Raw genomic sequence first — 25,973 nt, 5'->3', positions numbered from 1 at the left:
CTCCAGAAGTAATACAACTAATTTACAAATACGCTCAACAAAGTGATGACATTAAGTTGAGCGTATAAATTGGAACCTAAGAATTAAAAGGCTGCACGTATACCCACAGTGTATCTGCGGCCAACATCCTCTAACCCTCTGTTGATTCCTAGATAATTAGTTTGTATTTGTACTTCATCCGTTAAATTTAACGCTTCAAAGTCGAGACTGACTGCATCGGTTAAGTTATAACTAGCTGAAAAGTCTAACTGTTCATACGCATTAGTTAACGAACCGTCACCAAAGTAGTTTGTTCCGTTGTTAACAAATTTATCGCGATAGTTATATGCTAGGCGGGCACCAAGCAAGTCATTCTCATAGTAAACGACAAAGTTATAACTTGTTTCTGAAAGACCATCTAAAGTTAGTAAAGGGCCATCTTCTGCTGTTTGTACTTTATCTGCACTTACTTGTGTATAATTCGCCATAAAGCCTAAGCCTTCAATAACGACATCAAGTGGTTGCTGCCAGTTCACTTCAAAGCCATACAGATCAGAGCCTTTACCATTGTCAGGTAAGAATCGAGTAAAAGTCTCTGTTTTAGGATTATTACCATTCATATCGGTGTATGTCACTTGCTCAGTGCTTGTAGATGACACAACGAAAGAATCAATAAACTTAGCGAAAGGAGCAAATGAAAGCATCCCCCCGCCTTCATAATACCATTCAAAAGATAAATCTAATTGGTCAGCTAAATAAGGATCAACATTAGGATTACTTGAATTAATGGATTTAATATTGATGCTTATGTCTGTTGCAGGAGATAGCACACTAAGGTCCGGACGAGACATGACTCGTGCAGCACCAAATCTTACTAACACATCATCAGACCACTCATAGTTCATATTTAAACTAGGCAGTACCTCAGTGTAAGTACGACTCATAGAACTTTCTTTCGTATCAACAAAAGTTTGCGCTCCACCTTGGTCAAACCGAACAGACGAAAAATCAGGAATGTTTCCGCGTGACTCTTGATTAGTAGAGACCACTCTTATACCTAGGTTACCTCTTAGTTTGTCGTCTACTCCCGAAAAACCAAGCTTTATATACCCAGAAACTACATCTTCTTTAATATCAATTTGTCTTGGCCCACCCTCTGTAATAACGCCATTTTCAACAAGCGTTGGTAACGATACATAAGAGAGCAAAGTAGAGACATCAGCCGATAACCAGCTTGAGGGATAGTTCGTAGAGCCGCTATAACCATCAAAGAAATCATTAGGATTATAAACTGACATATATTTGCTTGCATTGAAGCTACCGCCTTCAATGTTCGGATCGTAAGTTTCACCTAGAAGACCCGCCAATGTCTGTGCATCGACACTTAACGAACGCACTCCATTAAACTTTTTACGCGAACTATACTTTGCACCAAATTCTAGTGTATGAAATACAAAATCGTTTGATAGCTGCCAATCTAGATTGTTTGTTAAATCTAGTTTTAAGTCGATATTCTCATCTTCTGTCGGCCTTTCAAGGTCGCCATTAAAACCAATTGAGCGGAAGTTATTACCATCCATCGGATCATAATTTGATGCGTAAGCAACACTCGGAATACCAGCATAATCAGCGCTAATATCATAAGAAGCATTCGCTCGACCAATCACCTCATGTGACAACGCCGAACGTTTATTTTCAGATTTTGCATACGAAAGTTCAGCCCCCACTTTCCAATCTTCATTAATGGTATAGTCTGTGCCCAATGAGAGAGAAATTAATGTATCGTTTGAATCTGTTGTTCTTGCATTATTTCGGTTATCAACCCCCGCAATCCCCAATGATTCAATAAGACCATTTGAACCTAGTGAATCAGCAGTAATCTGACTACTTGTCACTGAACCTATAACATTCGTCCATCGAAAAGAATTCAGAGGTAATGAGCCTGTAATATCAAACTCTGAATAAAGAGATTCTAGCCAAATATCTGTATCATTATTTGGACGCCATTGTGCAGTTGCTAAAAGCGTTACACGCTCTCGCTTTTCATTTAATTGAGAAAAGTTTGAAGCATGATTAAAGCGGTACGATGAATCATCAATAGTACCATCTTGATTATAATCTAACCCTTTTCCAGCCTCTGTAGCTGGCTCAAGACCAAAAGCTTCAAATATATGCGACTCAACAGAGCGCTTATCATAATGAGCACCAACAGTTACGCCAAAAGAGTTATCGTTATTAACATCTGTGTATAAAAGTGATATGTCGGGTGTGGCTTTGCTTGAGTTATCTTCATAAACACTTTTAAGACTGGTAATGATCGATTGCTTGCCAATTGATAACGGACGTGGGGTAATAACGTTAACTGTTGCCGATAAAGCGCCTTCCTCCATATCTGCAGAAGGTGTTTTGTAAACCTCTAATGCACTTACAAAGTCAGAAGGTAAGATAGTGAAATCAAAACTTCGACCACCGGTTGCTGAAGGTAGTGTGCGTCCATTAAATTGAATGCGAGTAAATGCAGGACTTAAACCCCGTACACTCACGTCATCACCTTCACCTCGGTTTCTTGAGATTTGTACTCCGCTAATACGCTGTAATGATTCAGCCAAGTTTTGATCTGGAAATTTACCAATATCTTCTGCTGAAATAACATCGGCAACAACATCAAGGTTTCTTTTAACCTCTGTCGCTTTCTCTATACTGCTGCGAATACCGCTTACTTCAATAACTTCTATGTCATTGACTTTACTTTTGTCAACGTCTTGAGCCATAGCAGAAAGCGCAATTGGCATACTAACGGCCGTTAGTGCAGCCCCTTTAATAGCAATACTAACGAGCATTGCCACCTTTGTGTGCATAAATCTATTAATGTGTGTTGAATAACTCATGGTTTCCCCTCATTTTTGCCTAGCTAACCTTCTCTTAGCGGAAGCTTCACCTGTTCATTTAACAATCTAAATGTTCACTTTGCATACGTATTCATATAAAGACTTGCACATACATTTCATATCTGCAACCACTTTTTACATTTAAAAATTAAAAAATGTTAAAAATCTTTTAAAACAAGGAGGTAGAATTAAATGTCATTTAAAAAACTCAAAAACCACTGTTTTAAAGTTAGAAACTTTTAATAAATAGCACACTTTTAATTCAAAAAAGGTTGACTTATTTAAATCACAAACATACTTTTTATATATGAATTACATTTTCAAGTATAAAAGCGGGTCGGCAAATTTAACTCTTTATCAAGGTAAAAGCATTAAATTTGGTGAAATAAGCTTTACGAGGGCAAGATGAATAATAGGAAATTTGTACTACTTCATGAAATGGATAATGTGTTTGTTTGCTGCCAAGCCACACAGCAAGGTGAGCAATTCACAATATCTAACGACACGTTTCAGCTAGACAGTGACATAACAATTGGCCATAAAGTAGCACGTCAAAACATCAAAAAAGATGAAGCAATAATAAAATATGGAGTGCCTATTGGTTCAGCAATTATAGATATTCCAAAAGGTAACCATGTACACATGCACAATATGAAAAGCAACTACATCAGCAGCCATACCAGACAATCAGTAAGTGGAGAGTAATATGCAAGGATATTTAAGAAGCGACGGTAGAAAAGGCATACGCAATACAATCGTAATCGCGTATTTGGTTGAGTGTGCACATCATGTTGCCAGAAGCATTGTGACAAAAATAGACAATAAAGACGTACACCTTATAGGTTTTCCTGGCTGCTACCCAAACGACTACGCACTCAAGATGATGACACAACTTTGCACACATCCCAATGTAGGTGGTGTGCTTTTAGTATCTCTGGGATGCGAAGGGTTTAATCGTGAATATTTAAGTGAAGCAATCTCAAAAACCGATCGCCCAGTTGAGACATTAGTCATTCAAAATACCGGCGGAACCAAAAGTACAATTGATGCAGGATTAAAAATAGCAACATCACTTCTTGGAAAAATAGCTGCAACACCAAAAGTTAAAATGAACAGTGATGAGTTAGTCATTGGCACAATTTGTGGTGGCTCTGATGGTACCAGTGGAATTAGTGCAAACCCTGCTGTTGGTGAATGTTTTGACTTATTAATCGCCGAAAATGCAACCTGCATTTTTGAAGAAACGGGAGAGTTAGTCGGCTGTGAACACATAATGGCTCAAAGAGCTGACTCACCAGAACTTGCCGCAGAACTTATTGCCTGTGTAAAAAAAGCAGAATATTACTACACCAAAATGGGGTATGGTAGTTTTGCTCCCGGCAATGCTGAAGGTGGGCTCACAACACAAGAAGAAAAATCAATGGGAGCGTACGCTAAATCAGGTGCATCTCAAATAAATGGCATAATCAAACCAGGAGAACATCCTTCTAGTAAAGGTTTATTTTTACTCGATGTAGTTCCTGACGGCGATCCTATATTTGGATTCCCGAATATTTCTGACAATCAAGAAATAGTTGAAATGATAGCTTCTGGTGCTCACTTAATTCTATTTACTACAGGGCGTGGTTCTGTTGTCGGTTCCGCTATATCTCCTGTAATTAAAGTATGTGCAAACCCCCAAACCTATGAAAATTTAAGTGATGATATGGATATCAATGCGGGTGAGGTTATTAAAGGATTGAAAACAGTCAAAGAAGTTGGGCAAGAAATTTATGAGAATGTCATTAATGTTGCCTCTGGAGCTGAAAGTAAATCTGAAGAAATGGGTCATAGAGAGTTTCTTTTAACCTATAAAAATTTCCATAATTCAGGCCAACTAGGCCCTGTTTGCTTGAAGTAAATAGCTAAAAAGGAACACATAATGAGTGACTATTTTAATCACAACTACCCCACCATATCAGATCTAAAGCAGCGGGCTAAAAAACGGATCCCTAAATTTGCTTTTGATTACTTAGAAGGTGGCTGCATGGATGAAATTGGTATTCAACGCAATCGGAATGATATTAATGCCGTTAAACTTCGTAGTGAACTATTAAAACCTTTTAATGGCAGTGACCTAAATGTCACATTATTTGGTCATACTTACTCAGCTCCCTTTGGTGTGGCACCAATTGGTTTACAAGGACTCATGTGGCCCAAAGCCCCTGAGATTTTAGCTAAGTCAGCGGCTGAAAAGAATATTCCATATATATTAAGCACAGTTTCTTCAAGTAGCCTTGAGCGAATCGCTGAAGTATCTCAAGGTAAAGCATGGTTTCAATTATATAACCCTACGGATCCAAGCATCCGAAGTGACTTACTAAAACGTATCAAAGCTGCTCAATATCCTGTACTTGTTGTCACCGTTGACGTACCCACATTTGGCTATCGCCCACGTGATATTCGCAATGGCCTTGCAATGCCACCAAAAATGACGTTAAGCAATATAGTGCAAATGTTAACTTGCCCACGATGGTTAATGGAAACAGCAATAGCTGGAAAACCACAAATGGAAACGCTTGTAAAATACATGCCAAAAGATATGCCAACAGATGAACTTGCTGCTTTTATGAATAAAACAGTGATGGGTCGTGTAGATATCGAGGGTCTCAAACCATTAAGAGATATGTGGCAAGGGCCTTTAGTCATCAAGGGGTTGATTAATGAAGATGACGTTGCTCATGCTATTTCGCTCGGTGCCGATGGTGTCATTATTTCAAATCATGGAGCCCGTCAGCTAGATGCTAGTGAATCTGCTATTTCACCACTTCACTCTATTTCTAAAAAATATGGCGATAAAATTAAAATCTTTATGGACAGCGGCCTTCGCAGTGGTACCAATATTGTGAGTGCTTTAGCGAGTGGGGCCGAATTTACATTTCTTGGACGTCCTTTTGTTTATGGCGTTGGCGCATTGGGGCAACAAGGTGGTGTACATACAATCAATGCGCTAACGTTACAAATCACGCAAATAATGAACCAGTTAGGGTGTGAAAAAATTGCTGATTTACCTAACTTTCTTGTTAAGTAGTAACTAGATAAAGAATTATAACTATGAAAAATAACTTAACTACGCGTCCTTTAGGTAGTACTGAATTAAACGTTTCAACATTAGGTTTTGGTGCTGCTTCAATGGGTAACCTCTATCATGAAGTATCTGATAACGATGCCCGAAAAACATTAGCGTCTGCCATTGATGCAAAGATTAACTTATTTGATACCGCGCCAAGGTATGGAGCAGGGTTAAGTGAGAGGCGCGTAGGTGATGCTTTGCGTCCATTAGACAAAGACAAATACGTTATATCTACCAAAGTTGGCCGAATTTTAAAGCCCGACCTTAATGCTAAAGTAAATGAGTTACGCCATGGTTTTTTGACTCCAATGTCATTCGAAGCCGAATACGACTATACCTATGATGGCATTATTCGTTCATTTGAAGATAGTCAGCAACGTCTTGGCCTTGCACACATAGATATTTTACTCGTTCATGATTTAGGGGCTGATACACATGGCAGCATGGATGATTACTATTTTAAACAGTTTGCATCGAGTGGTTATAAAGCACTTGAAGAGCTAAAAAAAGACGGAAGAATAAAAGCCGTAGGCCTTGGAGTAAATGAAGTCGATGTTTGTGAAAGAGTGATGAACATCTCGCAATTTGACTGCTTTCTGCTTGCTGGCCGCTATTCATTGTTGGAGCAAGCTCCTTTGCATGGTTTTTTACCTAACTGCATTAAACACGGCGCTTCAATCATTTTAGGTGGACCTTATAACTCAGGAATACTCGCAACAGGCGTTAAAACAAATAAAGTCCCTTATTACAACTATGCCCCAGCACCAAAGGATACCATCAACAGGGTCGACAAAATTGAAAATGTTTGCCAACAACACAATGTAACTTTAGCAGCTGCTGCTTTACAGTTTCCTTTAGCACACCCTGCTGTTGCCTCTGTTATCCCTGGATTAAGTAGTTCAGCCCGAGTTGAGAAAACATTACATTTGTTTAATGAAAAAATACCTGCAGCTTTTTGGCAACAGCTTCAACACGAAAAGCTACTAGATAACCTAGCTCCTCTCCCTATTTAAGGAAATAACCATGAGCTATATGCCAAACTCTACTGCTTTGACTCGAATCGATTGCCATCAGCATTTCTGGGATCTCTCCAGAGGCGACTACCACTGGCTAACACCAAAGCTTGAGCCTATTTATCGTAACTTTTTACCACATGACTTGGAAAAAGTACTGAGCGATCAGCATGTAGAAAAAACCATTTTAGTACAAGCAGCCGATACAGAAGCTGAAACCCTTTTTTTACTCAGTCTTGCTGAAAGTACTGAGTTTGTTGGGGGAGTGGTTGGTTGGGTTGATCTAGAAGGTGATGATGTCATATCTCGTTTAAAAGAAATGAAGAAAAATGAATACTTCAAAGGTATTCGTCCTATGCTGCAAGATATCAAAGACAAAGAGTGGATATTAAATGAAAAATTTCATGGCACCTTTGACTTTATGGCAGCAAATAACATTTCATTTGATGCGCTTGTAAAAGAGCAACATCTGGCAAGTATTAACACTCTCGCAAGGCAGCATCCCAGATTAAAGATTGTCATTAATCACGCTGCTAAACCTAATTTAACTAAAACATTATCAGAAAACTGGCAAGCACAGCTAAGTCAATTAGCCGAGTGTGACAATGTGTATGTCAAATTATCTGGATTAATGACTGAAACAACCCCTTTTAATACCCAAGCAGCTGATTATCAAGCTTGTTTTGACGTTTTATTATCTCTGTTTGGTGTTCAAAGAATCATGTGGGGAAGTGACTGGCCTGTTGTCCAATACCAAGGTGACTATCAAGCCTGGTGCATGATCTGCACTCATCTACTCGCTCCTCTTAACGACGATGATAAACAGAAAATTTGGGCTGAGAATGCTCGCCATTTTTATTGCTTATCTCGTTAATTAATTGTTTAAGGTTTTTAATAATGATACACAATAAAACACAAAAAACCGCTCTTGTAACTGGCGGTGGTAGCGGGATCGGAAAGAGTATTTGTTTACGTTTAGCAAATAAAGGAATCACAATACTTGTGGTAGATTTGGATATTAATGCTGCCAATAAAGTAATGGATGAAATTTTAACTCTGGGTGGAAACGCATTTTCTTACGCAGTCGATGTCGCAAACCACCAACAAGTTTCAGCATTATTCAAATCTATAAATGAAAAGCACCCGATTGATATTCTTATCAATAATGCTGGCATAGCACATATTGGCAATATTGAGCAAACCACCGAACAAGATCTCGATCGTTTGTACAATATCAATGTTAAAGGCGTCTATAACTGCATACATGCCACTATAAATGAAATGAAAAAAAAACAATCAGGGGTAATCATCAATCTTGCTTCTGTGGCATCTTCAGTTGGAATAGCTGACCGTTTCGCCTACTCAATGACGAAAGGGGCCGTACTGACCATGACCTACTCTGTCGCTAAAGACTACATAAACGATGGCATCCGATGTAACTGCATCTCTCCAGGGCGAGTACATACTCCATTCGTAGATAATTTCTTAGAGAAAAATTATCCCAACAACAAAGCAGAAATGTTCGAAAAACTATCTGCTAGCCAGCCCATTGGACGAATGGGACAACCGGAAGAGATTGCATCACTCATTGATTACTTATGCTCTGATGATGCTGCATTTATCACCGGCAGTAATTTTCCAATTGATGGCGGCTTTGTCACATTAAACAACTAGGATTAAAAGAGGTAAATATGAAACTATTAAGATATGGTCCATTAGGACAAGAAAAACCCGGTATCGTAGATGGTGAAGGTAAAATTCGCTGCCTAAGTGGCATTATTGACGATATAAAAGGGGCAACTCTGGAAGCTTCAACCTTAAAGAAACTACACGAACTAGACCTACACAGCTTACCTCTTGTTAGTGATCCTGTTCGCCTTGGTGCTTGCGTGGGTAATGTGGGCAAGTTTATATGTATCGGCTTAAACTATGCCGACCATGCTGCTGAATCTAACATGCCAATACCCAGCGAACCTGAAGTATTCAGCAAAGCAACTAGCGCCATTTGTGGCCCTAATGACAATATAATAAAGCCAAAACATAGCCAAAAATTAGATTGGGAAGTCGAGCTCGCTATCGTTATTGGTAAGCATGCCTCTTATGTAGATGAAGAACATGCTGAAGACTATATTGCTGGTTATTGTGTATGTAATGATGTATCGGAAAGAAACTTTCAACTAGAACGCGGTAGCCAATGGGATAAAGGTAAAGGGTGTGACACCTTTGGACCTATTGGTCCTTGGCTCGTGACTAAAGATGAAATTGACGATCCACAAAATTTACCAATGTGGCTTGAGGTAAATGGCACACTATTTCAAAATGGAAATACTAAAACCATGATCTTTAAACCTGCATTTATTGTGAGTTATCTTAGCCAATTTATGAGTTTGCAACCTGGCGATGTTATTTCAACAGGTACTCCTCCTGGAGTTGGTCTTGGCCAAACGCCACCTTTATACTTAGAGCATGGCGATAAGATTAAACTTGGAATCGAAGGTTTAGGTGTACAACAACAAACGGTTGTGTCTTTCGAGTAAATAAGCGCAATTACCCCAGTCGCTTATAATTAGGCTCTTAAGGACATAGAGCCTAATTAACTATCATCAGGTTGATTAAGAAAAATATACACTTTATCTGGTCTTTATAACTCCGCCAGTCTGAGACCCAAACTTTCTTTAATGGTATTCATTTGTTGATGTAACCGTTGTTGAATATCGCTCACAAGAACATTTGATTCGCTTACTTGACCTTTCATGCTGAGCATTGACTGACTAAAGTTTTCGAGTAAAGCATTTTGCTGCTTTGCAAGCTCCATGGCATCAAACGCGACTTTATTGGCGTCTTGTGCATTTTCGGCAACCCCTTCTGAGTTGCGCTTTAACTCTTGGGCATTTTGCGTTTGTAACTCGGCATCACTCGCAAGCGCACTAATTTGTGTTGATACCATAGTTGAGTTTTCACTTAAGCGACTAAGCTGGCTGTTAATATCATCCAGTGAGCCTTGAGTTTGTCTTGCTAATTTACGCACTTCGTCAGCGACAACGGCAAAGCCGCGACCATGCTCTCCTGCCCGCGCTGATTCAATGGCGGCATTCAATGCCAGTAGATTTGTTTGCTCAGCAATGTTTTTGATCACCTCAATAACTTGGCCAACATCATCAACGCCTTTTAATAGCTCTTTTAAGCTAGCTAGACCTTGCTCAACGCGCTCTTCAGTGCGAGAGCTTGCGGTTAACATGCTGTCGGCAAAGCCTAAGCTTTGCTCCATCGCACCAAAGGTTTGTTTGGCGTTATCAGCAACTTGACCATTAATGTTATTGACCTGCTCACCAATGTGTTGAATATCAGTAAGTAAACCTTGGTTTTGTTCAACCTGAAAGTGGCTGGCATCCGTTTGCTGAGCAATGGTATGTAAGTGCTCGCTCATCTCTAGCATAAAGTCATTAATAACCTTAAGCATTTGTGCTCGCTCTTCTGCCTCACCACGCTGGCGCTCAATCAATTGATTAAAGTAATGAGCAATTTCACCAACCTCGGTTTTCGGGTTATTACTCTCAATGTTTTTAAGCTCATTACTTTCAATCAAGAAGGCAAAGCCATCACGCAATTGGCGCAAAGGGTTAAGCACTTGGTTACGCTGTACGAAATACACACCCGCGGCTAAAACCACCAGCATGCCAATGGCTACACAAAACACGATAAACACTTGTTGCTTAAGCTCGCTTTGTTCATCTTTTAGTTTTTGCTCTGCACCAAGCACCGTTGCTGAAAGCGCGCCGATTTGTTTACGCAGTGCTTGCATGCCAGTTTGTCGTTGCTCAGCTTGCTCAAGTGTTGATGCTAAATCACGAGGGAAACGTTTAGGCCAGCTTGTTAACTCAGCTTTAATATCACCGGCTAAGTCTTCTGCTTCTTCGCCAAAAAATAAAGCGTCTTCATCCACTTCACTCATTACACCTAGGTTTTCGAGTCTGTCGATTTTAGTAGCAAGGGCATTTAAGTTTTCAACACTTTGATTAAGGCTGTTTTTAGTGTCTTGATCAAAGTTGATCACTAACTTGTAAGTATATAAAGCAAGTGATGTCACTTCGCTGTAGTAGTCAGCAGCAAGTTGATAATATTCAAGCGCAAGCGCTGTTTGCGGCTCGGCTTTACTTGCATAGCCAATTAATGATGAGGCAGAGCCTGCCATTTGTCTTAACGAGTTATCGAGCAGTGCCATTTCGTTACCCGATAGCTTACCTAAAGCGCGATACTTACCGTTAATGTCTTTATCGAGGGCTGTCAGTTGGCTATTTAGTTGACCCGCTAGATCATTTGGTAGCTCAGCTAAATGCTGCTTTTTAACATCGCTTATCAGCGTTGAGGCTTTATTTAAGTGTTGGCTGTCACCTTGCTCTAAATAATCATCAAGGTAACTTTTTAAATCAATAATGATGGTGTTTTTCAGCTTATTATAAGCGTTATCTTGCTGCTCTAAGCCGAGTAAGGTTTGACTAGCCCAGAACAGGGTGGCTGCCAGTAAGATACTGGCGAGTGTGAGTAAAACGGCCAATAGCCGAGTAAATGATGACACGCGCATAAACGATATTCCCAAGTAACGTTACGCGCGTAGAATATTAACCTTTTATGACAATTTGATGTAAACCATAAAAAATAACAGGTAAAGGCGATAGCAACTAACCCAAAAGAGTTAAATAAATACCAATTCGCTTAATATTGCGGATGGTATCAGACCATTGCAGCTTTTACGTATACATCAAAGCGGTTCTTCTTGGTTTTGATTTGCATACTCGGGGTTTTATCATTTAGAAATGGGGCGTAGTCAGGGCGCTTTACAACGACTCGCTTACTAGCAAGCGGATAAGCAAAATCTAATAGATCATCGGCATCGCTATCTCCGCCAACAAGCTCTTGGAATACTCGCATTTCTTTTTTAACGAGGGCCGATTTTTCACGATGAGGAAACATAGGATCTAAGTACACAACATCAGGAGTATCACTACACTGCGCCAGTAACGTATGACTAGAACCAAACACTAGGCTCATGTTTTCTTTCATCCAAGGGCCAATTTCAGCATCGTTATAGGCGCGTTCTAGGCCGTCAAATAATAGCGCAGCAACTACTGGGTGGCGTTCATGCAAAATCACTTTACAGCCTAGTGATGCCAGTACAAAGCCATCGCGACCAAGGCCTGCAGTGGCATCAAGCACCACTGGCGTGGCACCTTTGTTTAAGCCAACCGCTTTTGCGATAGCCTGCCCTTTACCACCACCGAACTTGCGTCGATGGGCTGCGGCACCAGTTACAAAATCAACATGGATAGCACCAAGCTTTGGCTCGTCCTTTTTTTTCAAGCTCAAGCCTTGATCGTCATAATGAAGCGAAAAGCCAGCATTTTGCTCAGCCCACTTAGCCAAACCAAAACGTTGCTCAATCGCATCTAAATAAGGACGCATTTCTTTAAAAGGACAATGAATTACCACGCAAAACTCCGAGCTATATTATTCGCCGCCAGTATAGCATGGCTTAAAATAGCTCGATATCCGTTTGTGAGGTCACATCTTCGGTCTCACTCGGCTCAGCCATTTTTTGTAAGCTAGCTAAAAGCTCACTACGCGATTCGATAATGTGCTTTAGCTGAAACTTTATAAACGATAAGTCTTCATTGAGTGAGGTAAAAATCAGCTGAGTTTGCTTTAATTGCTGCAAGTGAAATGCGACTTCGTCGCTTCCCGATAAACCACTTTGCTCAATAGACTTATTTAGCTCATCAAGTTGGGCGGCAAATTTCTCTACAGCATGTTCGCGCGAATCACTGTTTTGGTACATTTGATCAGATAGCTCATTAAACGAGTTACCAATTTGCTGCGCCTGAGTCAGTGCCCGCTCATTGTTTTCCATATCTTGTACTTTGGCGTTAGTCACTTCAAGAATATGCGGGAATAGATCTTTATAACGACCATAAAGCTGGGCATCATCAAGTGGCATGTTTTTGATCAGCATCGACACTTTAGGGTAATTAATAATAGTGCGATGGCTAAAATCAACAAAGCGATTTGCATCACGGTGTTTTTCGAGTAGCTCTTGCTCAAGTGGACACACTCCACCCTCAGCACTACAAAATACGCCAACATCTTGATACCAAAACGCCAGTACGACATCGAGCTCCATCGGATTAAAAAACTCAAACATATGCTCAGATAACGCTTTGATATCGTGTGCATGATAGCTTTGCCCAACGTAACGCATAATGCGACCCATATCACCTGAGTCTGTCATCGCGATTTCGGCAGTGATTTGCGCTCGCTCTACATCACTTTTAAGCTTTTTAGAGTGCTGACGATATTGATATAACACGCGAATACGTGCCATCAGCTCTTCAGCATTAAATGGTTTTACAATGTAGTCAGCAGCACCTGCGTTATAACCTTTTACACGGTCTGGTAGGTCAGCTTTACCCGATAAAAACATCACAGGCGTGTCTTTTGTTTGCGGGTTAGCTTTTAATTCGTTACATACCTCAAAGCCCGTTTTACCCGGCATTTCGATATCAAGTAAGATGATATCAGGGTTGTACTTTAACGCCTGTCTTAATCCTTCGTCGCCATTTTTAGCATGGATCAGTGTGCAAAAGCCCGATAGCGATTCCTCAATCACATGATGGATATATTTATCATCATCAATGGCTAATACAAGTTTTGACATGCTTAATTCCTATAAACTCTTTTTTAAGAAGGATAGTACGAGAGCGTGATTTTGCGAAGAAATATTAATAAAAAAAGCGCCTTACGGCGCTTTAGATCAACAAACTTTATTATGCAGCAATGCCGCTGTGTCTAAGTAGTGCATCAACTTGCGGTTCGCGTCCACGGAACTTTTTAAATAGCTCCATTGGCTCTTCACTGCCACCTTTTTCTAAAATGTTCTTTAAGAACGCTTCGCCCGTTGCTGGGTTAAAGATGCCTTCTTCTTCAAATTTAGAAAACGCATCAGCCGAAAGTACTTCAGCCCACTTGTAAGAGTAATAACCTGCGCTGTAACCGCCTGCAAAAATATGGCTAAAGCCATGTTGAAAGCGGTTAAATGCTGGCGCTTTAACAACGGCCGTTTTACTGCGCACATCATCAAGAGTTGCTTGAATGTTACATGGCTCACCCGCTTTGTAAGTATGGTGAATAGTAAAGTCAAACAGCGAGAACTCAAGCTGACGCAGCATTTGCATACCTGATTGAAAGTTCTTCGCAGCTAGGAGTTTATCTAATAACTCTTTTGGTAACGGCTCATCTGTTTCGTAATGGCCCGAAATAAAGCTCAGCGCTTCTTCTTCGTAGCACCAGTTTTCAAGGAACTGACTTGGTAACTCAACCGCATCCCATGCAACACCGTTAATACCTGCAACTGGCGCAGCATCAACTTGTGTCAACATATGGTGAATACCATGACCAAACTCATGGAATAAAGTAGTCACTTCGTTATGCGTAAACAAAGCAGGCTTATCACCCACAGCTTTATTAAAGTTACACACTAAGTACGCAACGGGGGTTTGTAATTCGCCGTTAGCACGTACTTTACGACCCATGCAGTCATCCATCCACGCGCCGCCACGCTTGCGATCACGGGCGTATAAATCTAGATAAAAACGACCACGTAAGGTATTGCTACTATCGTAAATTTCGAAAAAACGTACATCAGGGTGGTAAGTATCAAACTCTGTGACTTCTTTAACACTAATACCAAATAAACGATTAACTGTAGTGAATAAGCCACTTAAAACTTTATTGGCAGGGAAATATGGGCGCAGTACTTCATCAGAAATCGCGTACTTTTCTTGCTTAAGTTTTTCGCCGTAGTAAGCGTAGTCCCATGCAGCAAGTTCCGTCACACCGTGCTTGTCTTTTGCATAAGCTGTTAGCTCAGCAAGCTCTTGCTCAGCTTGCGGTTTAGACTTAGCCGCTAAATCTTCTAAGAATGAGAAAACTTGCTCAGGCGTTTCTGCCATTTTAGTTGCCAGTGACATGTCAGCGTAGCTGCTAAAGCCAAGTAACTCGGCAAGCTCATGACGCAGTGCAAGCTCTTCGCTCATAATGGCAGAGTTATCAAATTCACCGGCATTAGGGCCTTGATCAGAGGCACGGGTCACAAACGCAGTGTAAAACTCTTCACGTAACTCGCGGTTATCAGCATAAGTCATGATTGGTAAGTAAGATGGAAAATCTAACGTAAACACCCAACCATCTAGCTCTTTGCTTTTAGCTGTATCTGCACCAAGGGCTAACGCAGACTCTGGTAAGCCAGCCAGTTCGCTTTCATCAGTAATATGCTTTTGCCAAGCGAGTGTGGCATCCATTACATTATTACCAAACTTAGAGGCCAGCTCAGATAAACGCGCACTGATTTCGCCATAACGCTTTTGTTGCTCAGGCTTTAAAGCAATACCTGAGAGCTCAAAATCACGCAGTGCATTAGTAATGGTTTTTTGCTGGGCAATCGTTAGTGTTTTAAATTCGTCACTGTTGTGAAGCTCGTTGTAAGCATCGTATAAACCTTGATGCTGACCAACAAACGTTGAATACTCAGATAACAACGGCAAACATTGCTCATAGGCTTCACGTAGCTCGTCGTTATTAACGACAGAATTCATATGTGATACCGGTGAAAATAAGCGTGATAACTTGTCATCAGCTTCTTCAAGCGGAAGCACCAAATCATTCCATGTGTATGATTTAGTTGCCAGTACCTCATCTATTTTGGTACGACACTCAGCAATCGCTGCTTTTAATGCTGGCACTACGTGTGCTGGTTTAATTTTAGAAAACGGCGGAAGCCCTTCTAAACCAATGAGTGGGTTATTTTCTGCAATTGTCATTTTCGTTCTCAAATTTTATGCGAAGATGATTTTGAAGTTGGGGCGAATTGATGAAATACAAGGGGCTTAACCTTGGTCTTTATTATGCTATTATCAACTTATTACTAAATCGATTAATTAATAAAGAATTATCTATTTTTGAGGACAAACTATGGCTCAGCATTTTGATTACATTGCAATTGGTGGTGGTAGTGGCGGTATTGCCTCTGCAAACCGTGCAGCAATGCGTGGCGCAAAAGTCGCTCTTATTGAAGCAAAACACATGGGTGGCACCTGTGTAAACGTGGGTTGTGTTCCAAAGAAAGTTATGTGGCACGGCGCACAAATTGCTGAAGCAATTAACGCATATGCACCTGACTACGGCTTTGATGTTGAATTAAAAAGCTTCAGCTGGGCTAAATTAGTTGAAAGCCGCGAAGCGTATATTGGCCGTATTCACCAAGGTTACAACAAGTACTTATCTAGCAATGGTGTAACTGTAATCAATGGCTTTGCTAAGTTTGTTGATAACAAAACAGTTGAAGTAAACGGTGAGCTATACACAGCAGACCATATCCTTGTTGCTGTTGGTGGTCGCCCTACTATTCCTAACATCCCAGGCGCTGAGCTTGGTATTGATTCAAATGGCTTCTTTGAGCTAGACGCACAGCCTAAGCGTGTTGCTGTGGTTGGTGCTGGTTACATTGCCGTTGAAATCGCAGGTGTACTTCATAGCCTTGGTACAGAAACACACCTGTTTGTTCGTAAAAACAAACCACTACGTACTTTTGATCCATACATCGTTGATACGCTTGTCGATATTATGGCAAAAGAAGGCCCAACTCTTCACACTGAGTGCACACCAAAAGAAGTGGTTAAAGAAAGCGATGGTAGCTTAACAATTCACTTTGAAAATGGTCACAGCCAAAACGTTGATGAAGTTATTTGGGCAATTGGCCGTACACCTACAACTGACAAGATCAACCTTGCAGCGGCAGGTGTTGAAGTAACTGAAGGTGGTTACGTTAAAGTAGACGAATTCCAAAACACCACAGCTGAAAACGTATACGCAGTTGGCGATATCATCGAAAACGGTATTGAACTTACACCAGTAGCCGTTAAAGCGGGTCGTACTCTATCAGAGCGTTTATTCAATAAAGAATTGCCTGATGATTTAAAAATGGATTACGAGCTAGTACCTACAGTGGTATTCAGCCATCCACCAATCGGCACAATTGGTTTAACAGAGCAGCAAGCGATTGATCAATACGGCAGCGATAACGTTAAAGTATATAAATCAAGCTTTGCAGCAATGTACACAGCAGTTACTCAGCACCGTCAAGCATGTAACATGATGCTAGTGTGTGCTGGCGAAGACGAAAAAGTTGTTGGCTTACACGGCATTGGCTTTACCGTTGATGAAATGATCCAAGGCTTTGCCGTTGCAATGAAGATGGGCGCAACCAAAGCAGACTTTGATGCTGTTGTGGCAATTCACCCGACTGGCTCTGAAGAGTTTGTAACAATGAGATAAACTAGCTTTGCGAGTTGCGAGTTGCGAGTTGCGAGTTGCGAGTTGCGAGTTGCGAGTCTATTTTAAAACCTTGTGGTACTGCCACAAGGTTTTTTTATGCTTAAAGCTGGCACAAACCTTGTAACTGTTAATAAAGTAACCAGTTATAGCAAGAATTTGCCCTTGTTTGCTGTGTAATTAAGCAATTATTACGCAGTAAACAAGGCATTTTTACAAGGAGGCACTGTGTCTAAGTCTGCAATTTTATATCGCATGGTGACCGATGAGCATATTTGCCCATTCGGTTTAAAATCAAAAGATTTATTAGAGCGTCATGGCTACGATGTTGATGATCGTCATTTAACCAGCCGTGAGCAAACTGACGAATTCAAACAGCAGCATGATGTAAAAACCACACCACAAACCTTTATCAATGATAAACGCATTGGTGGTTACGATGATTTGCGCGACTTTTTTAATCTGCCTGAGGCTGGCCAACAAGGCACCAGTTACACGCCTGTTTTAGCGATTTTTGCAATGGCCATGCTACTAAGCTGTGGTTTTACTTATGCCAGCGGTGAGACTTTATTTTCCATGCAGAACCTAATGCTGTTCGTTGCATTATCAATGGCGGTATTAGCGATACAAAAGCTGCAAGATTTATTCAGCTTTTCTAACTCATTTATTACCTATGACCTATTGGCCATGCGTGTCGTGCCCTACGCCTATGTTTATCCATTTATCGAGGCGTATGTAGCGATAGGTATGGTGGCTAAATTACCCGCCTTAGCTGTTGCACCATTTTCATTATTTATTGGTGGTATAGGTGCGGTATCGGTTATTAAGGCTGTGTATATCGATAAACGAGAGCTGAAATGCGCCTGTGTTGGTGGCGACAGTAATGTGCCGCTCGGCTTTATCTCTCTGAGTGAAAACTTATTTATGATTGCCGCAGGTATATGGATGCTATTTAGCTAATACAAAAACGCGAGGGATTACCCTCGCGTTCATTTTAACTATTAGTGAGGATTATTAAGCCGTACCACCCACAGTTAAGTTATCAATTTTAAGGCTTGGCTGACCCACACCAACAGGTACGCTTTGGCCATCTTTACCACATACGCCAACGCCTTTATCAAGGGCTAAGTCATTACCTACCATCGAAATTTGCTGCATCACTTCTGGGCCATTGCCAATCAGTGTCGCGCCTTTAATAGGTTGCGTGATTTTACCGTTTTCAATTAAGTAAGCTTCAGAGGCGCTAAATACAAACTTACCTGACGTGATATCCACTTGGCCACCACCAAAGTTAGGAGCAAAGATACCTTTTTTCACCGAGCTGATGATATCGGCTTGGCTGTGCTCGCCACCTAACATATACGTATTGGTCATACGCGGCATAGGTAAGTGAGCATACGATTCGCGGCGTGCATTACCAGTAGGGTTAACACCCATCAAACGGGCATTTAGCTTATCTTGCATGTAGCCTTTTAGAATACCGTTTTCAATAAGCACGTTATACGCAGCTGGTGTCCCTTCGTCATCCACGTTCAATGAACCACGGCGATCAGCAATAGTGCCGTCATCCACGACTGTACACAGCTCAGATGCCACCTTTTCACCTACTTTACCGCTAAACGCTGATGCGCCTTTACGGTTAAAGTCACCTTCTAGGCCATGACCAACTGCTTCGTGTAGTAAAACGCCTGGCCAACCTGCGCCTAGCACAACTTCCATGCTACCCGCAGGTGCATCGATTGCTTCTAGGTTTACTTTTGCTTGGCGAACAGCTTCTTCGGCATATTCCATCCAACGCGGTTTGCCATCGACTAATTCTTTAAAATAGCCATAATCTAAACGCGCACCGCCCCCTGCACCACCGCGCTCACGGCGACCGTTCTTCTCAAGTAACACTGAGCAATTTAAGCGAATAAGCGGGCGAATATCGGTGGCAAAGGTGCCATCACTTGCAGCAATTAATACTTCTTCATAAACCGCCGACATTGAGCTGATCACTTGCTCAGCATCCGGTGCTAATTGACGAATATAGTTTTCAAGTTCGCGTAGCAGGCTTACTTTGTCATCGTTGCTCATGCTTTGAATTGGTTGATGCGGTGCATACTGCTCTTTAGCAGCAACATCACTAAACACCTGAATCGTTTTGTTTTCGCCTGCATTAGCAATGCTGCGCGCTGCCGTTGCTGCTTTGTTTAACGCTTCAAGGTTAATCGCATCTGAGTATGAAAAACCGGTTTTTTCACCGCTAACAGCACGCACACCCACACCACGTTCAACGTTGTATGAGCCTTCTTTCACTAAGCCATCTTCAAGCACCCAAGATTCGTGGTGGCTTGATTGAAAATACAGGTCGGCATAGTCAACTTGGTGCTGATGAATAAAAGCGAGCGTTTTTTCTAATTCTTCTCTCGTTAGTTGGCTGTCATGTAATAAATGCTGTTCAACCGTGTTCATAATAAATGCTCTCTAAATCGTTGCTGAGACTGCACAGGCATGTCTTGGCGAATTGTATTCAGGCGGTTTAAATCAAGCTCATGGCTGATAAACCCAGTACCAGAGGCAAGCTCACTGAGCGTCTCTCCCCATGGTGAAATAATAATGCTGTGGCCATAAGTGTGACGGCCATTCTCGTGCTCGCCCCACTGTGCTGCGGCAACCACATAGCATTGTGTTTCGATTGCACGCGCAGCTAATAAAATATGCCAATGAGCAGCACCGGTGACTGTGGTAAAGGCACTGGGCACTAAAATAAGCTCAGCCCCTTGGCGCTGCATGGCGGTGAATAAGCCACTAAAACGTAGATCATAACATACTGCTAAGCCAATTTTACCAAATGGCGAGTCGACCACCACAATATCGTTGCCTGCTTGCGTCGCATCAGACTCTCGGTAACTGCGCGTAGTGTCGGCAACATCCACATCAAATAAGTGAATTTTATTGTACTGCGCAACCACATCGCCTTGGTTGTTAAATAAAAACGAGGCGGCTAAATACTTACCATTTTGCTGTGAAACAGGCAGGGTTCCAGCAGCTAACCAAATATCATGTTGCTTACATAAATCAGCAAGCTTCGCTTTATATGACTCACTTTGCAGACCTAATTCATAACTTGCTTGGCTTTGCTTACTAAAGATCAAAAAGCTTTCGGGTAAACACACTAGCAATGGCCGGCTTGCAGGTAACTGATTCAATGTCTCTGCTAAAAAAGCGAGGTTTTGCTCAGCATTCATGCTTGAGCACATTTGCACTGCAACAACGTGTGGATGAGGGTTAGCCTTCATTGTTATCTAAACTCGCTGAAGATGCGGCATCTTTTAATTTTAGTTGCGTCGACGACTGCGGCTGACTTTGCGCGGCTTGCGGTAACGTCACTTCACGGCTCTTACGATCTACTTCTTCAACGACAGGATCGTTCATACTACCTGTTACTTTAAAGTTGATCTCTGAGATCACCCGCGCCGAATGAATCACTTTATCGATTGCCAGCGCTGCAAGACCACTTACCGGGTTTACCATCCATGCCACAATCACTGGAATACTCGACGTCACCTGCGGCGCAACCGCTAGGTCGTAATCAATTTCAAAGGTGTTTAAGTTTGTATGGCCTTTAATCGTTAGATCGGCAGGTACACCATCAAGCTTGGTATCTTGAGTGTAAGCTATGCCCTTTTCTAGCTGCATGGTGCCTTGCATACTGTTATAGAAAAAACCTTTCGAGAATACATCTCTAAAATCGAGTTTCAGCTTACGCACTAACGAATCTAAACTCAGTAAAGAGAATACTCGCGCACCACCATCACTGATTTCAGCAAGGTGCCCTTCACCTAAACGCCAATCTAATTCACCAGCTAAACTTGGTACATCAAAGCTATAAGGTGCGCCTTGCCATGCAAGATCAAACTTAATATTGGCATCTGAATCTTTTACTGTGGTGGTGATATCAAACTCATCAAATAACTCGCCAATATCGTCACTTTGTAAGTTACCACTAAAGCGTGTTTGCCCATCAGCAAATTGTCCTTTACCACGTAATACGTGGTCACCTTTGTCGATGACCAGCTCAGTAAACAAGAGTTTATCGTTCTCCCCAACTAAGCTGCTTTTAATTTTATCAAGCTGATACTCAGCCACTTTACAATCTTCACAGTTAAACTCGATGGCTGGGACTCGGGTTAACCAGCTTAAATCTTCTGGTTCAGCGTCTTGCTCTGTTTGCTCTGTGGCTTCGTTAAAATTAATACGCAGGTAGTCTGTAAAAATTTGAATTGGTCTGCGCGTTTCACCGGTTGGAATAAGCGCGTCGGCACGTAATTCTTTGGCATTTAGCTTTAGCTCTAAATCTGATTGCTTTGGTGCTAAGCGAAATTCAAAATCATTAAAGTCGATATTGTGTAGTGCCAGTTTGTTAAATTTACCCGTTACGTTATTGAACGCAGGCATCACACTTGGCGCATCAGACTTAACTTTGGTAAGCGCAATAATTTGATCAATTAAGCCAAACCAAGGCACTATTTCGGTTTTTGGTAAATCGATAGATACCGCAAAACCTTCACGATTAAGCCCTAAATCTTGCGCACCTAAAATTAAATGGGCATTACTAAATTTCTTTTCACCGTTATCTAAGATCGCATTAAAGAATAACTGCTCATCAACATTAGCGGTGATCAAGTTAGAAATACGGTCGCCCTGTACCACTGCGGTTAATGGCCATTTCTGCTCTGCGCTTTTGTTATAAGGTGCAGGCAGCTTGCTGGTCACACCGATTAAATTACCACTCACATCAGCGCGGTAATTAAAGTCATTTGGTAAAAAGTTAAGCGACACATTAATATCAACATCACTTTGACCGCTTAAGTAACCGGCCAGTAAACCATGAGCTTGTTCAATTAAAGGCTCAGCTTCAAGGCCCAGCTTTACCTCAATTTCGGCGCGATAGGTGTCAGCCACATTTTCACTGTTGTAGTTTGCTGTGAGTGGCATGCCCATCCAATCTGCTTTGGCATTTTTTAAGTCGATTTTATCGTTATTAAACTTAACAATACCGGTCATATGGTTAAGCGTGATCCCTGGCTGTGCAAGGTAAACCGGAATATTAGCTAATTCAACTTCACCAATCGCATCAACATGACCCGAACGTAAATTAACCAACAACTCAATATCGGCCGTCGCTTCGCCTTGTGGTTGCACAACTTCAAAAACACTCGCCAAAGGTTTAGCAAGCGGAGTCGCCGTAAAGAACGGGTTAAGCTTGTCGCCATGAGCACGTTTATTAATGGCAACTTTTAGGATTTCTGCATTCATTAAATCAGCAATACTGACATGAACACTCTCCCCTAGAGAGAGGTTAACCAGTTTGCCCGACTTGCTATAGATATCCATGCGTTCATTTTCGAAATGTAAAATGACGTTGGCATCTTCAACTTCTGGCCAGCTTGGTGAAAACTTATATTTAGCGTTTTCAACATTCGCTAACACTTCAAATTGACCTTGCTGCTCTTTAAACGGGAAACCTTTAAATGGCCCTGAAAACAGCACTTGAGCTTTATTGACTTCACCGCCCTTAATTGCGTCATTAAGGTAATTAACCAGCTTTTCGCTCATTACAGGTAACGGGAAATAATGCCCAGCGACTTTGGCATCAGGGGCATAGGCTTCAGCATATAAATCTAACCGCGGTTCATCGGTCAGGCTGAGCATCATCTCAGCAGCCACAGTCACTTCGTCGTTATCAAGCCAGATATTATCGCTACTAATGCGCCAGCCATCATCGTAATGGTGAAGGTCGAGCTCTACATTTAATTGATTGTAGGCAATATCTTGGCTAAAGCTGCCGTTTGTTAGCAGTTGATTGTTCTCGCCATATAGCTGAATTCGCCCAGCTGATTGATTAATTAAGCCATCAACACGAATCGCCTGACCGCCAGGAATGCCCTGCAGGGACAGCCAATTGATTTGTTCGCCCTGAAACCAAAGTTGCCAGTTATCCTGCTGACCCAACTCAAGATAGGCATCACTTAACTGACCATTGGGTTGACGGGCTAAAAACGGGGCAAGTACTTCAAAATTACTTAACTGCGATAACTTTGCCAGTAATGCAAAATCAAATTGCTTTAACCAAATTTGGCTTTTATCGCCAAGTTGAGCTTCAAACTGTAAGGTTGGCCATTGTTTTAAGTCACTTTCAAAGGTGAGCCCGGTGCTTTTTAAGCGCCAGCCATTTTGTTTAGGAAATAAATGAAAACCACCTTCGCTTAAACTGATTTGGTGTGCTTCTTGGTTTTGTTGCCAATTGATAAAGCTCGGTAGCCACTGCACTTTTACATCGCTGATCAGGCCTTTTTCAAGACTAAACCAGGTTTGTAAATTGATGTCTGAAGTAAGCTGCTGCTTGTCAGTATTAATATATTGCGCCAGCCACTTAGATACATCAACGTTCGCTGCTTGCACATAGATATCGCCAGCCATGGTTTCGAGGGTCGAACCATTCAGCGCCATGCGGGCGTCAAAACTACCAACAGAAATTCCCGGTAAGGCTAACGTGCCTGAGCCTTGATGTTGCTCTGGGGTATTTTGCCAGACAATATTTTCGAGGATCAGCTTGCGCTCTTTACCATCATTGAGGGTAAAATTAAGGCTACTGTCTTGCACCGCAAAGTGACCAGTTTCACCAAGGAATAAGCCTTCGATTAGTTCTTTTTGCTCAAAGTTGCTGGTTTGCTGGTTATTCCCCAAATCAAGCATAGTGGGTAAATCAACATCAGCATGAAAACCATTGATCACAAAATAGTTCGATTTAAGCTGACGGGTTTTTACTGACTCCCATAAATTAACTTCAAGGCTCGCTTTATCAATGGTGAGTGCAATCGGTGAGGTTTGGTTATCTTCAAAAGAAATATCTTCGATGACTAAGGCTGGACCTTGGCCATGCCAACTGGCTGAGATTGAGCCAATCGCTAAATTTACATCAAAGCGTTCATACAAAAACGCTTCAATGTCATCTTTATAATCATTTGCGTATGGCAGTGAATACTTTACCACAGAGACAATAACGGCCAGCAGTACGAGAGTAATGGCAAATACTTGCCATAACTTACGTAAACAATAAAAGCAGACCGTTTTTGCCTTCATTACATCATTACCACATCAAACTGTTCTTGGTTATATAAACTCTCTGTTTGAATACTGACTTGCTTACCGATAAATAGTTCCAGCTCAGCAAGGTTGTGATACTCATCGTTGATCAATGCTTCGCTTACCGAAGGAGCTGCGTAAACCATAAACTTATCAGCTGCATAAGCACGGTTTACCCTAACGATTTCACGCAAGATTTCGTAGCAAACCGTTTCTACCGTTTTTTGCGAGCCGCGCCCTGAACACGCAGGACACACATCACAAAGAATGTGCTCTAAGCTTTCGCGGGTACGCTTGCGGGTCATCTCTACTAAGCCTAGTGCAGATAAGCCGTTTATGTTGGCTTTTGCACGATCTTTTGCAAGTGCAGACTCAAGTGAGTGTAAGACCCGGCGTTTGTGCTCATCACTAACCATATCGATAAAGTCGATGATAATGATGCCGCCTAAATTACGTAAACGTAGCTGACGAGCAATTGCTGAGGTCGCTTCGATATTAGTATTAAAAATGGTTTCTTCTAGGTTACGATGGCCAACAAACGCACCGGTATTTACATCAACGGTTGTCATCGCTTCGGTTTGGTCGATAATTAAATAACCACCCGATTTAAGCTCAACTTTACGATGCAGTGCTTTTTGGATCTCGGTTTCAACATCGAATAAATCGAAAATAGGTCGCTCACCTGGGTAGTATTCTAATGCTCCCGATAACAGCGGCACAAATTCTTCAGTAAACTCTTTAAGCTCTTGATAGGTTAGTTTTGAGTCAACACGAATACGCTCCATGTCTTCACCTACGTAGTCACGTAGAGTTCGAAACGCCAGTGTTAAGTCTTCATGCAAGATGCTTTCTTTACTGGTTTTTTTGCGCTTAGTGACGATTTTTTGCCACAGTTTTTTTAAGAATTCCGCATCGTGACGTAGCTCAGCTTCCGATGCCCCTTCTGCTGCGGTACGAACAATAAAGCTGCCGTCATCATCACCATATTCGGCAACAATTTTCTTTAAACGCGAACGTTCTTCTTCGGTTTCAATGCGCTGGCTTACACCTACGTGTGTTGCATCTGGCATAAACACTAAATAACGAGAAGGAATAGTGATATCGGTTGTTAAGCGCGCGCCCTTGGTTCCTAGCGGGTCTTTAACCACTTGCACCATGATATGTTGGCCTTGGCGCACAAGCTCACGAATATCTTGTACTTTTTTGATTGGCTGCTCATCAACGCCTTCTACAATTGAGGCACTGTTTACAATGTCTGATGCATGTAAAAAGGCGGCTTTCTCTAAGCCAATATCGACAAACGCAGCCTGCATACCCGGTAATACACGGCTGATTTTACCTAAGTAAATATTGCCCACAATCCCAAGGTTGCCAATACGCTCTAGTTGGATTTCTTGCAGTACGCCATTTTCGATAAGCGCAACGCGACTTTCGCTCGGTGTAACGTTGATCAGTAATTCGGTGCTCATG

General features: G+C 41.6%; 18 protein-coding genes. 9 read left to right on the top strand and 9 right to left on the bottom strand.

The genetic code is table 11. The features are described from left to right. Window positions 1-83: 83 nt before the first annotated feature. Window positions 84-2,867, bottom strand: coding sequence for a TonB-dependent receptor (locus AOG26_RS15690; RefSeq protein ID WP_054563374.1), 2,784 nt, complete (start codon window positions 2,865-2,867; stop codon window positions 84-86). Between the two features lie 405 nt (window positions 2,868-3,272). Here AOG26_RS15690 and AOG26_RS15685 point away from each other — a divergent pair, with 405 nt between their 5' ends. From AOG26_RS15685 to AOG26_RS15655, 7 genes are read left to right on the top strand one after another with little or no spacing between them, the layout of a single operon-like run. Then, a complete protein-coding gene (locus AOG26_RS15685) occupies window positions 3,273-3,572 on the top strand; it encodes a UxaA family hydrolase (RefSeq protein ID WP_054563373.1) in 300 nt (99 codons plus the stop codon). Between the two features lies 1 nt (window position 3,573). Next, window positions 3,574-4,767, top strand: a complete 1,194-nt coding sequence (locus AOG26_RS15680) for a UxaA family hydrolase (protein WP_054563372.1) — start codon at window positions 3,574-3,576, stop codon at window positions 4,765-4,767. A 21-nt stretch (window positions 4,768-4,788) separates the two neighbouring features. Next, window positions 4,789-5,937: an alpha-hydroxy acid oxidase gene (locus AOG26_RS15675; RefSeq protein ID WP_054563371.1), complete on the top strand. Its 1,149-nt coding sequence runs from the start codon at window positions 4,789-4,791 to the stop codon at window positions 5,935-5,937. Window positions 5,938-5,960: 23 nt separating this feature from the next. Then, window positions 5,961-6,992: an aldo/keto reductase gene (locus AOG26_RS15670; RefSeq protein ID WP_054563370.1), complete on the top strand. Its 1,032-nt coding sequence runs from the start codon at window positions 5,961-5,963 to the stop codon at window positions 6,990-6,992. A 10-nt stretch (window positions 6,993-7,002) separates the two neighbouring features. After that, window positions 7,003-7,866, top strand: coding sequence for an amidohydrolase family protein (locus tag AOG26_RS15665; protein WP_054563369.1), 864 nt, complete (start codon window positions 7,003-7,005; stop codon window positions 7,864-7,866). A 23-nt stretch (window positions 7,867-7,889) separates the two neighbouring features. Next, on the top strand, window positions 7,890-8,666 hold the full coding sequence (locus AOG26_RS15660) for an SDR family NAD(P)-dependent oxidoreductase (protein ID WP_054563368.1): 777 nt from the start codon (window positions 7,890-7,892) through the stop codon (window positions 8,664-8,666). Window positions 8,667-8,683: 17 nt separating this feature from the next. Then, on the top strand, window positions 8,684-9,529 hold the full coding sequence (locus AOG26_RS15655; RefSeq protein WP_054563367.1) for a fumarylacetoacetate hydrolase family protein: 846 nt from the start codon (window positions 8,684-8,686) through the stop codon (window positions 9,527-9,529). A 104-nt stretch (window positions 9,530-9,633) separates the two neighbouring features. Here AOG26_RS15655 and AOG26_RS15650 read toward each other — a convergent pair whose 3' ends face one another. From AOG26_RS15650 to prlC, 4 genes are all read right to left on the bottom strand, one after another. Continuing rightward, the gene (locus AOG26_RS15650; protein ID WP_054563366.1) at window positions 9,634-11,574 is read right to left on the bottom strand and encodes a methyl-accepting chemotaxis protein; all 1,941 of its coding nucleotides are present in this window, start codon (window positions 11,572-11,574) and stop codon (window positions 9,634-9,636) included. A 149-nt stretch (window positions 11,575-11,723) separates the two neighbouring features. Continuing rightward, window positions 11,724-12,479 (bottom strand): class I SAM-dependent methyltransferase, encoded by a 756-nt coding sequence (locus AOG26_RS15645; protein ID WP_054563365.1) that lies wholly within the window; start codon window positions 12,477-12,479, stop codon window positions 11,724-11,726. 43 nt (window positions 12,480-12,522) lie between these two features. Then, complete coding sequence (locus tag AOG26_RS15640; RefSeq protein WP_054563364.1) at window positions 12,523-13,701, bottom strand: response regulator; 1,179 nt, start codon at window positions 13,699-13,701, stop codon at window positions 12,523-12,525. Between the two features lie 109 nt (window positions 13,702-13,810). Continuing rightward, window positions 13,811-15,862, bottom strand: a complete 2,052-nt coding sequence (prlC, locus tag AOG26_RS15635) for an oligopeptidase A (RefSeq protein WP_054563363.1) — start codon at window positions 15,860-15,862, stop codon at window positions 13,811-13,813. Window positions 15,863-16,013: 151 nt separating this feature from the next. Here prlC and gorA point away from each other — a divergent pair, with 151 nt between their 5' ends. Together gorA and AOG26_RS15625 are read left to right on the top strand one after the other, a co-directional pair. Beyond that, window positions 16,014-17,375: a glutathione-disulfide reductase gene (gene gorA / locus AOG26_RS15630; protein ID WP_054563362.1), complete on the top strand. Its 1,362-nt coding sequence runs from the start codon at window positions 16,014-16,016 to the stop codon at window positions 17,373-17,375. Window positions 17,376-17,600: 225 nt separating this feature from the next. Beyond that, window positions 17,601-18,332, top strand: coding sequence for a glutaredoxin family protein (locus tag AOG26_RS15625; RefSeq protein ID WP_054563361.1), 732 nt, complete (start codon window positions 17,601-17,603; stop codon window positions 18,330-18,332). 54 nt (window positions 18,333-18,386) lie between these two features. On the opposite strand, the gene tldD is transcribed toward AOG26_RS15625, so the two are convergent. Genes tldD through rng form a run of 4 tightly spaced genes read right to left on the bottom strand, consistent with a single transcriptional unit; the run spans window position 18,387 to window position 25,972 of the window. Continuing rightward, on the bottom strand, window positions 18,387-19,826 hold the full coding sequence (gene tldD / locus AOG26_RS15620; protein WP_054563360.1) for a metalloprotease TldD: 1,440 nt from the start codon (window positions 19,824-19,826) through the stop codon (window positions 18,387-18,389). Continuing rightward, window positions 19,823-20,653 carry a carbon-nitrogen hydrolase family protein gene (locus tag AOG26_RS15615; protein WP_054563359.1) on the bottom strand — a complete coding sequence of 277 codons (831 nt, stop codon included), beginning with the start codon at window positions 20,651-20,653 and terminating at the stop codon, window positions 19,823-19,825. Before AOG26_RS15615 ends, tldD begins: the two co-directional genes overlap by 4 nt. After that, on the bottom strand, window positions 20,643-24,500 hold the full coding sequence (locus AOG26_RS15610; RefSeq protein WP_054563358.1) for a YhdP family protein: 3,858 nt from the start codon (window positions 24,498-24,500) through the stop codon (window positions 20,643-20,645). The genes AOG26_RS15615 and AOG26_RS15610 overlap by 11 nt, the downstream gene beginning before the upstream one ends. Continuing rightward, the gene (gene rng, locus AOG26_RS15605; RefSeq protein WP_054563357.1) at window positions 24,500-25,972 is read right to left on the bottom strand and encodes a ribonuclease G; all 1,473 of its coding nucleotides are present in this window, start codon (window positions 25,970-25,972) and stop codon (window positions 24,500-24,502) included. The genes AOG26_RS15610 and rng overlap by 1 nt, the downstream gene beginning before the upstream one ends. Window position 25,973: the final 1 nt, after the last annotated feature.

It is taken from the genome of Pseudoalteromonas sp. UCD-33C, assembly GCF_001306895.1.
GTDB lineage: Bacteria > Pseudomonadota > Gammaproteobacteria > Enterobacterales > Alteromonadaceae > Pseudoalteromonas.
The sequence above is the reverse complement of the archived record's forward strand: the minus strand, read 5'-3'. Positions and strand labels throughout refer to the sequence as shown.

What these genes read in the sequence shown, in the direction of transcription:
- AOG26_RS15690 (WP_054563374.1), bottom strand. Translation starts at nt 2,867, where the DNA reads ATGAGTTATTCAACACACATTAATAGATTTATGCACACAAAGGTGGCA.
- AOG26_RS15685 (WP_054563373.1), top strand. Translation starts at nt 3,273, where the DNA reads ATGAATAATAGGAAATTTGTACTACTTCATGAAATGGATAATGTGTTT.
- AOG26_RS15680 (WP_054563372.1), top strand. Translation starts at nt 3,574, where the DNA reads ATGCAAGGATATTTAAGAAGCGACGGTAGAAAAGGCATACGCAATACA.
- AOG26_RS15675 (WP_054563371.1), top strand. Translation starts at nt 4,789, where the DNA reads ATGAGTGACTATTTTAATCACAACTACCCCACCATATCAGATCTAAAG.
- AOG26_RS15670 (WP_054563370.1), top strand. Translation starts at nt 5,961, where the DNA reads ATGAAAAATAACTTAACTACGCGTCCTTTAGGTAGTACTGAATTAAAC.
- AOG26_RS15665 (WP_054563369.1), top strand. Translation starts at nt 7,003, where the DNA reads ATGAGCTATATGCCAAACTCTACTGCTTTGACTCGAATCGATTGCCAT.
- AOG26_RS15660 (WP_054563368.1), top strand. Translation starts at nt 7,890, where the DNA reads ATGATACACAATAAAACACAAAAAACCGCTCTTGTAACTGGCGGTGGT.
- AOG26_RS15655 (WP_054563367.1), top strand. Translation starts at nt 8,684, where the DNA reads ATGAAACTATTAAGATATGGTCCATTAGGACAAGAAAAACCCGGTATC.
- AOG26_RS15650 (WP_054563366.1), bottom strand. Translation starts at nt 11,574, where the DNA reads ATGCGCGTGTCATCATTTACTCGGCTATTGGCCGTTTTACTCACACTC.
- AOG26_RS15640 (WP_054563364.1), bottom strand. Translation starts at nt 13,701, where the DNA reads ATGTCAAAACTTGTATTAGCCATTGATGATGATAAATATATCCATCAT.
- prlC (WP_054563363.1), bottom strand. Translation starts at nt 15,862, where the DNA reads ATGACAATTGCAGAAAATAACCCACTCATTGGTTTAGAAGGGCTTCCG.
- gorA (WP_054563362.1), top strand. Translation starts at nt 16,014, where the DNA reads ATGGCTCAGCATTTTGATTACATTGCAATTGGTGGTGGTAGTGGCGGT.
- tldD (WP_054563360.1), bottom strand. Translation starts at nt 19,826, where the DNA reads ATGAACACGGTTGAACAGCATTTATTACATGACAGCCAACTAACGAGA.
- AOG26_RS15615 (WP_054563359.1), bottom strand. Translation starts at nt 20,653, where the DNA reads ATGAAGGCTAACCCTCATCCACACGTTGTTGCAGTGCAAATGTGCTCA.
- AOG26_RS15610 (WP_054563358.1), bottom strand. Translation starts at nt 24,500, where the DNA reads ATGAAGGCAAAAACGGTCTGCTTTTATTGTTTACGTAAGTTATGGCAA.
- rng (WP_054563357.1), bottom strand. Translation starts at nt 25,972, where the DNA reads ATGAGCACCGAATTACTGATCAACGTTACACCGAGCGAAAGTCGCGTT.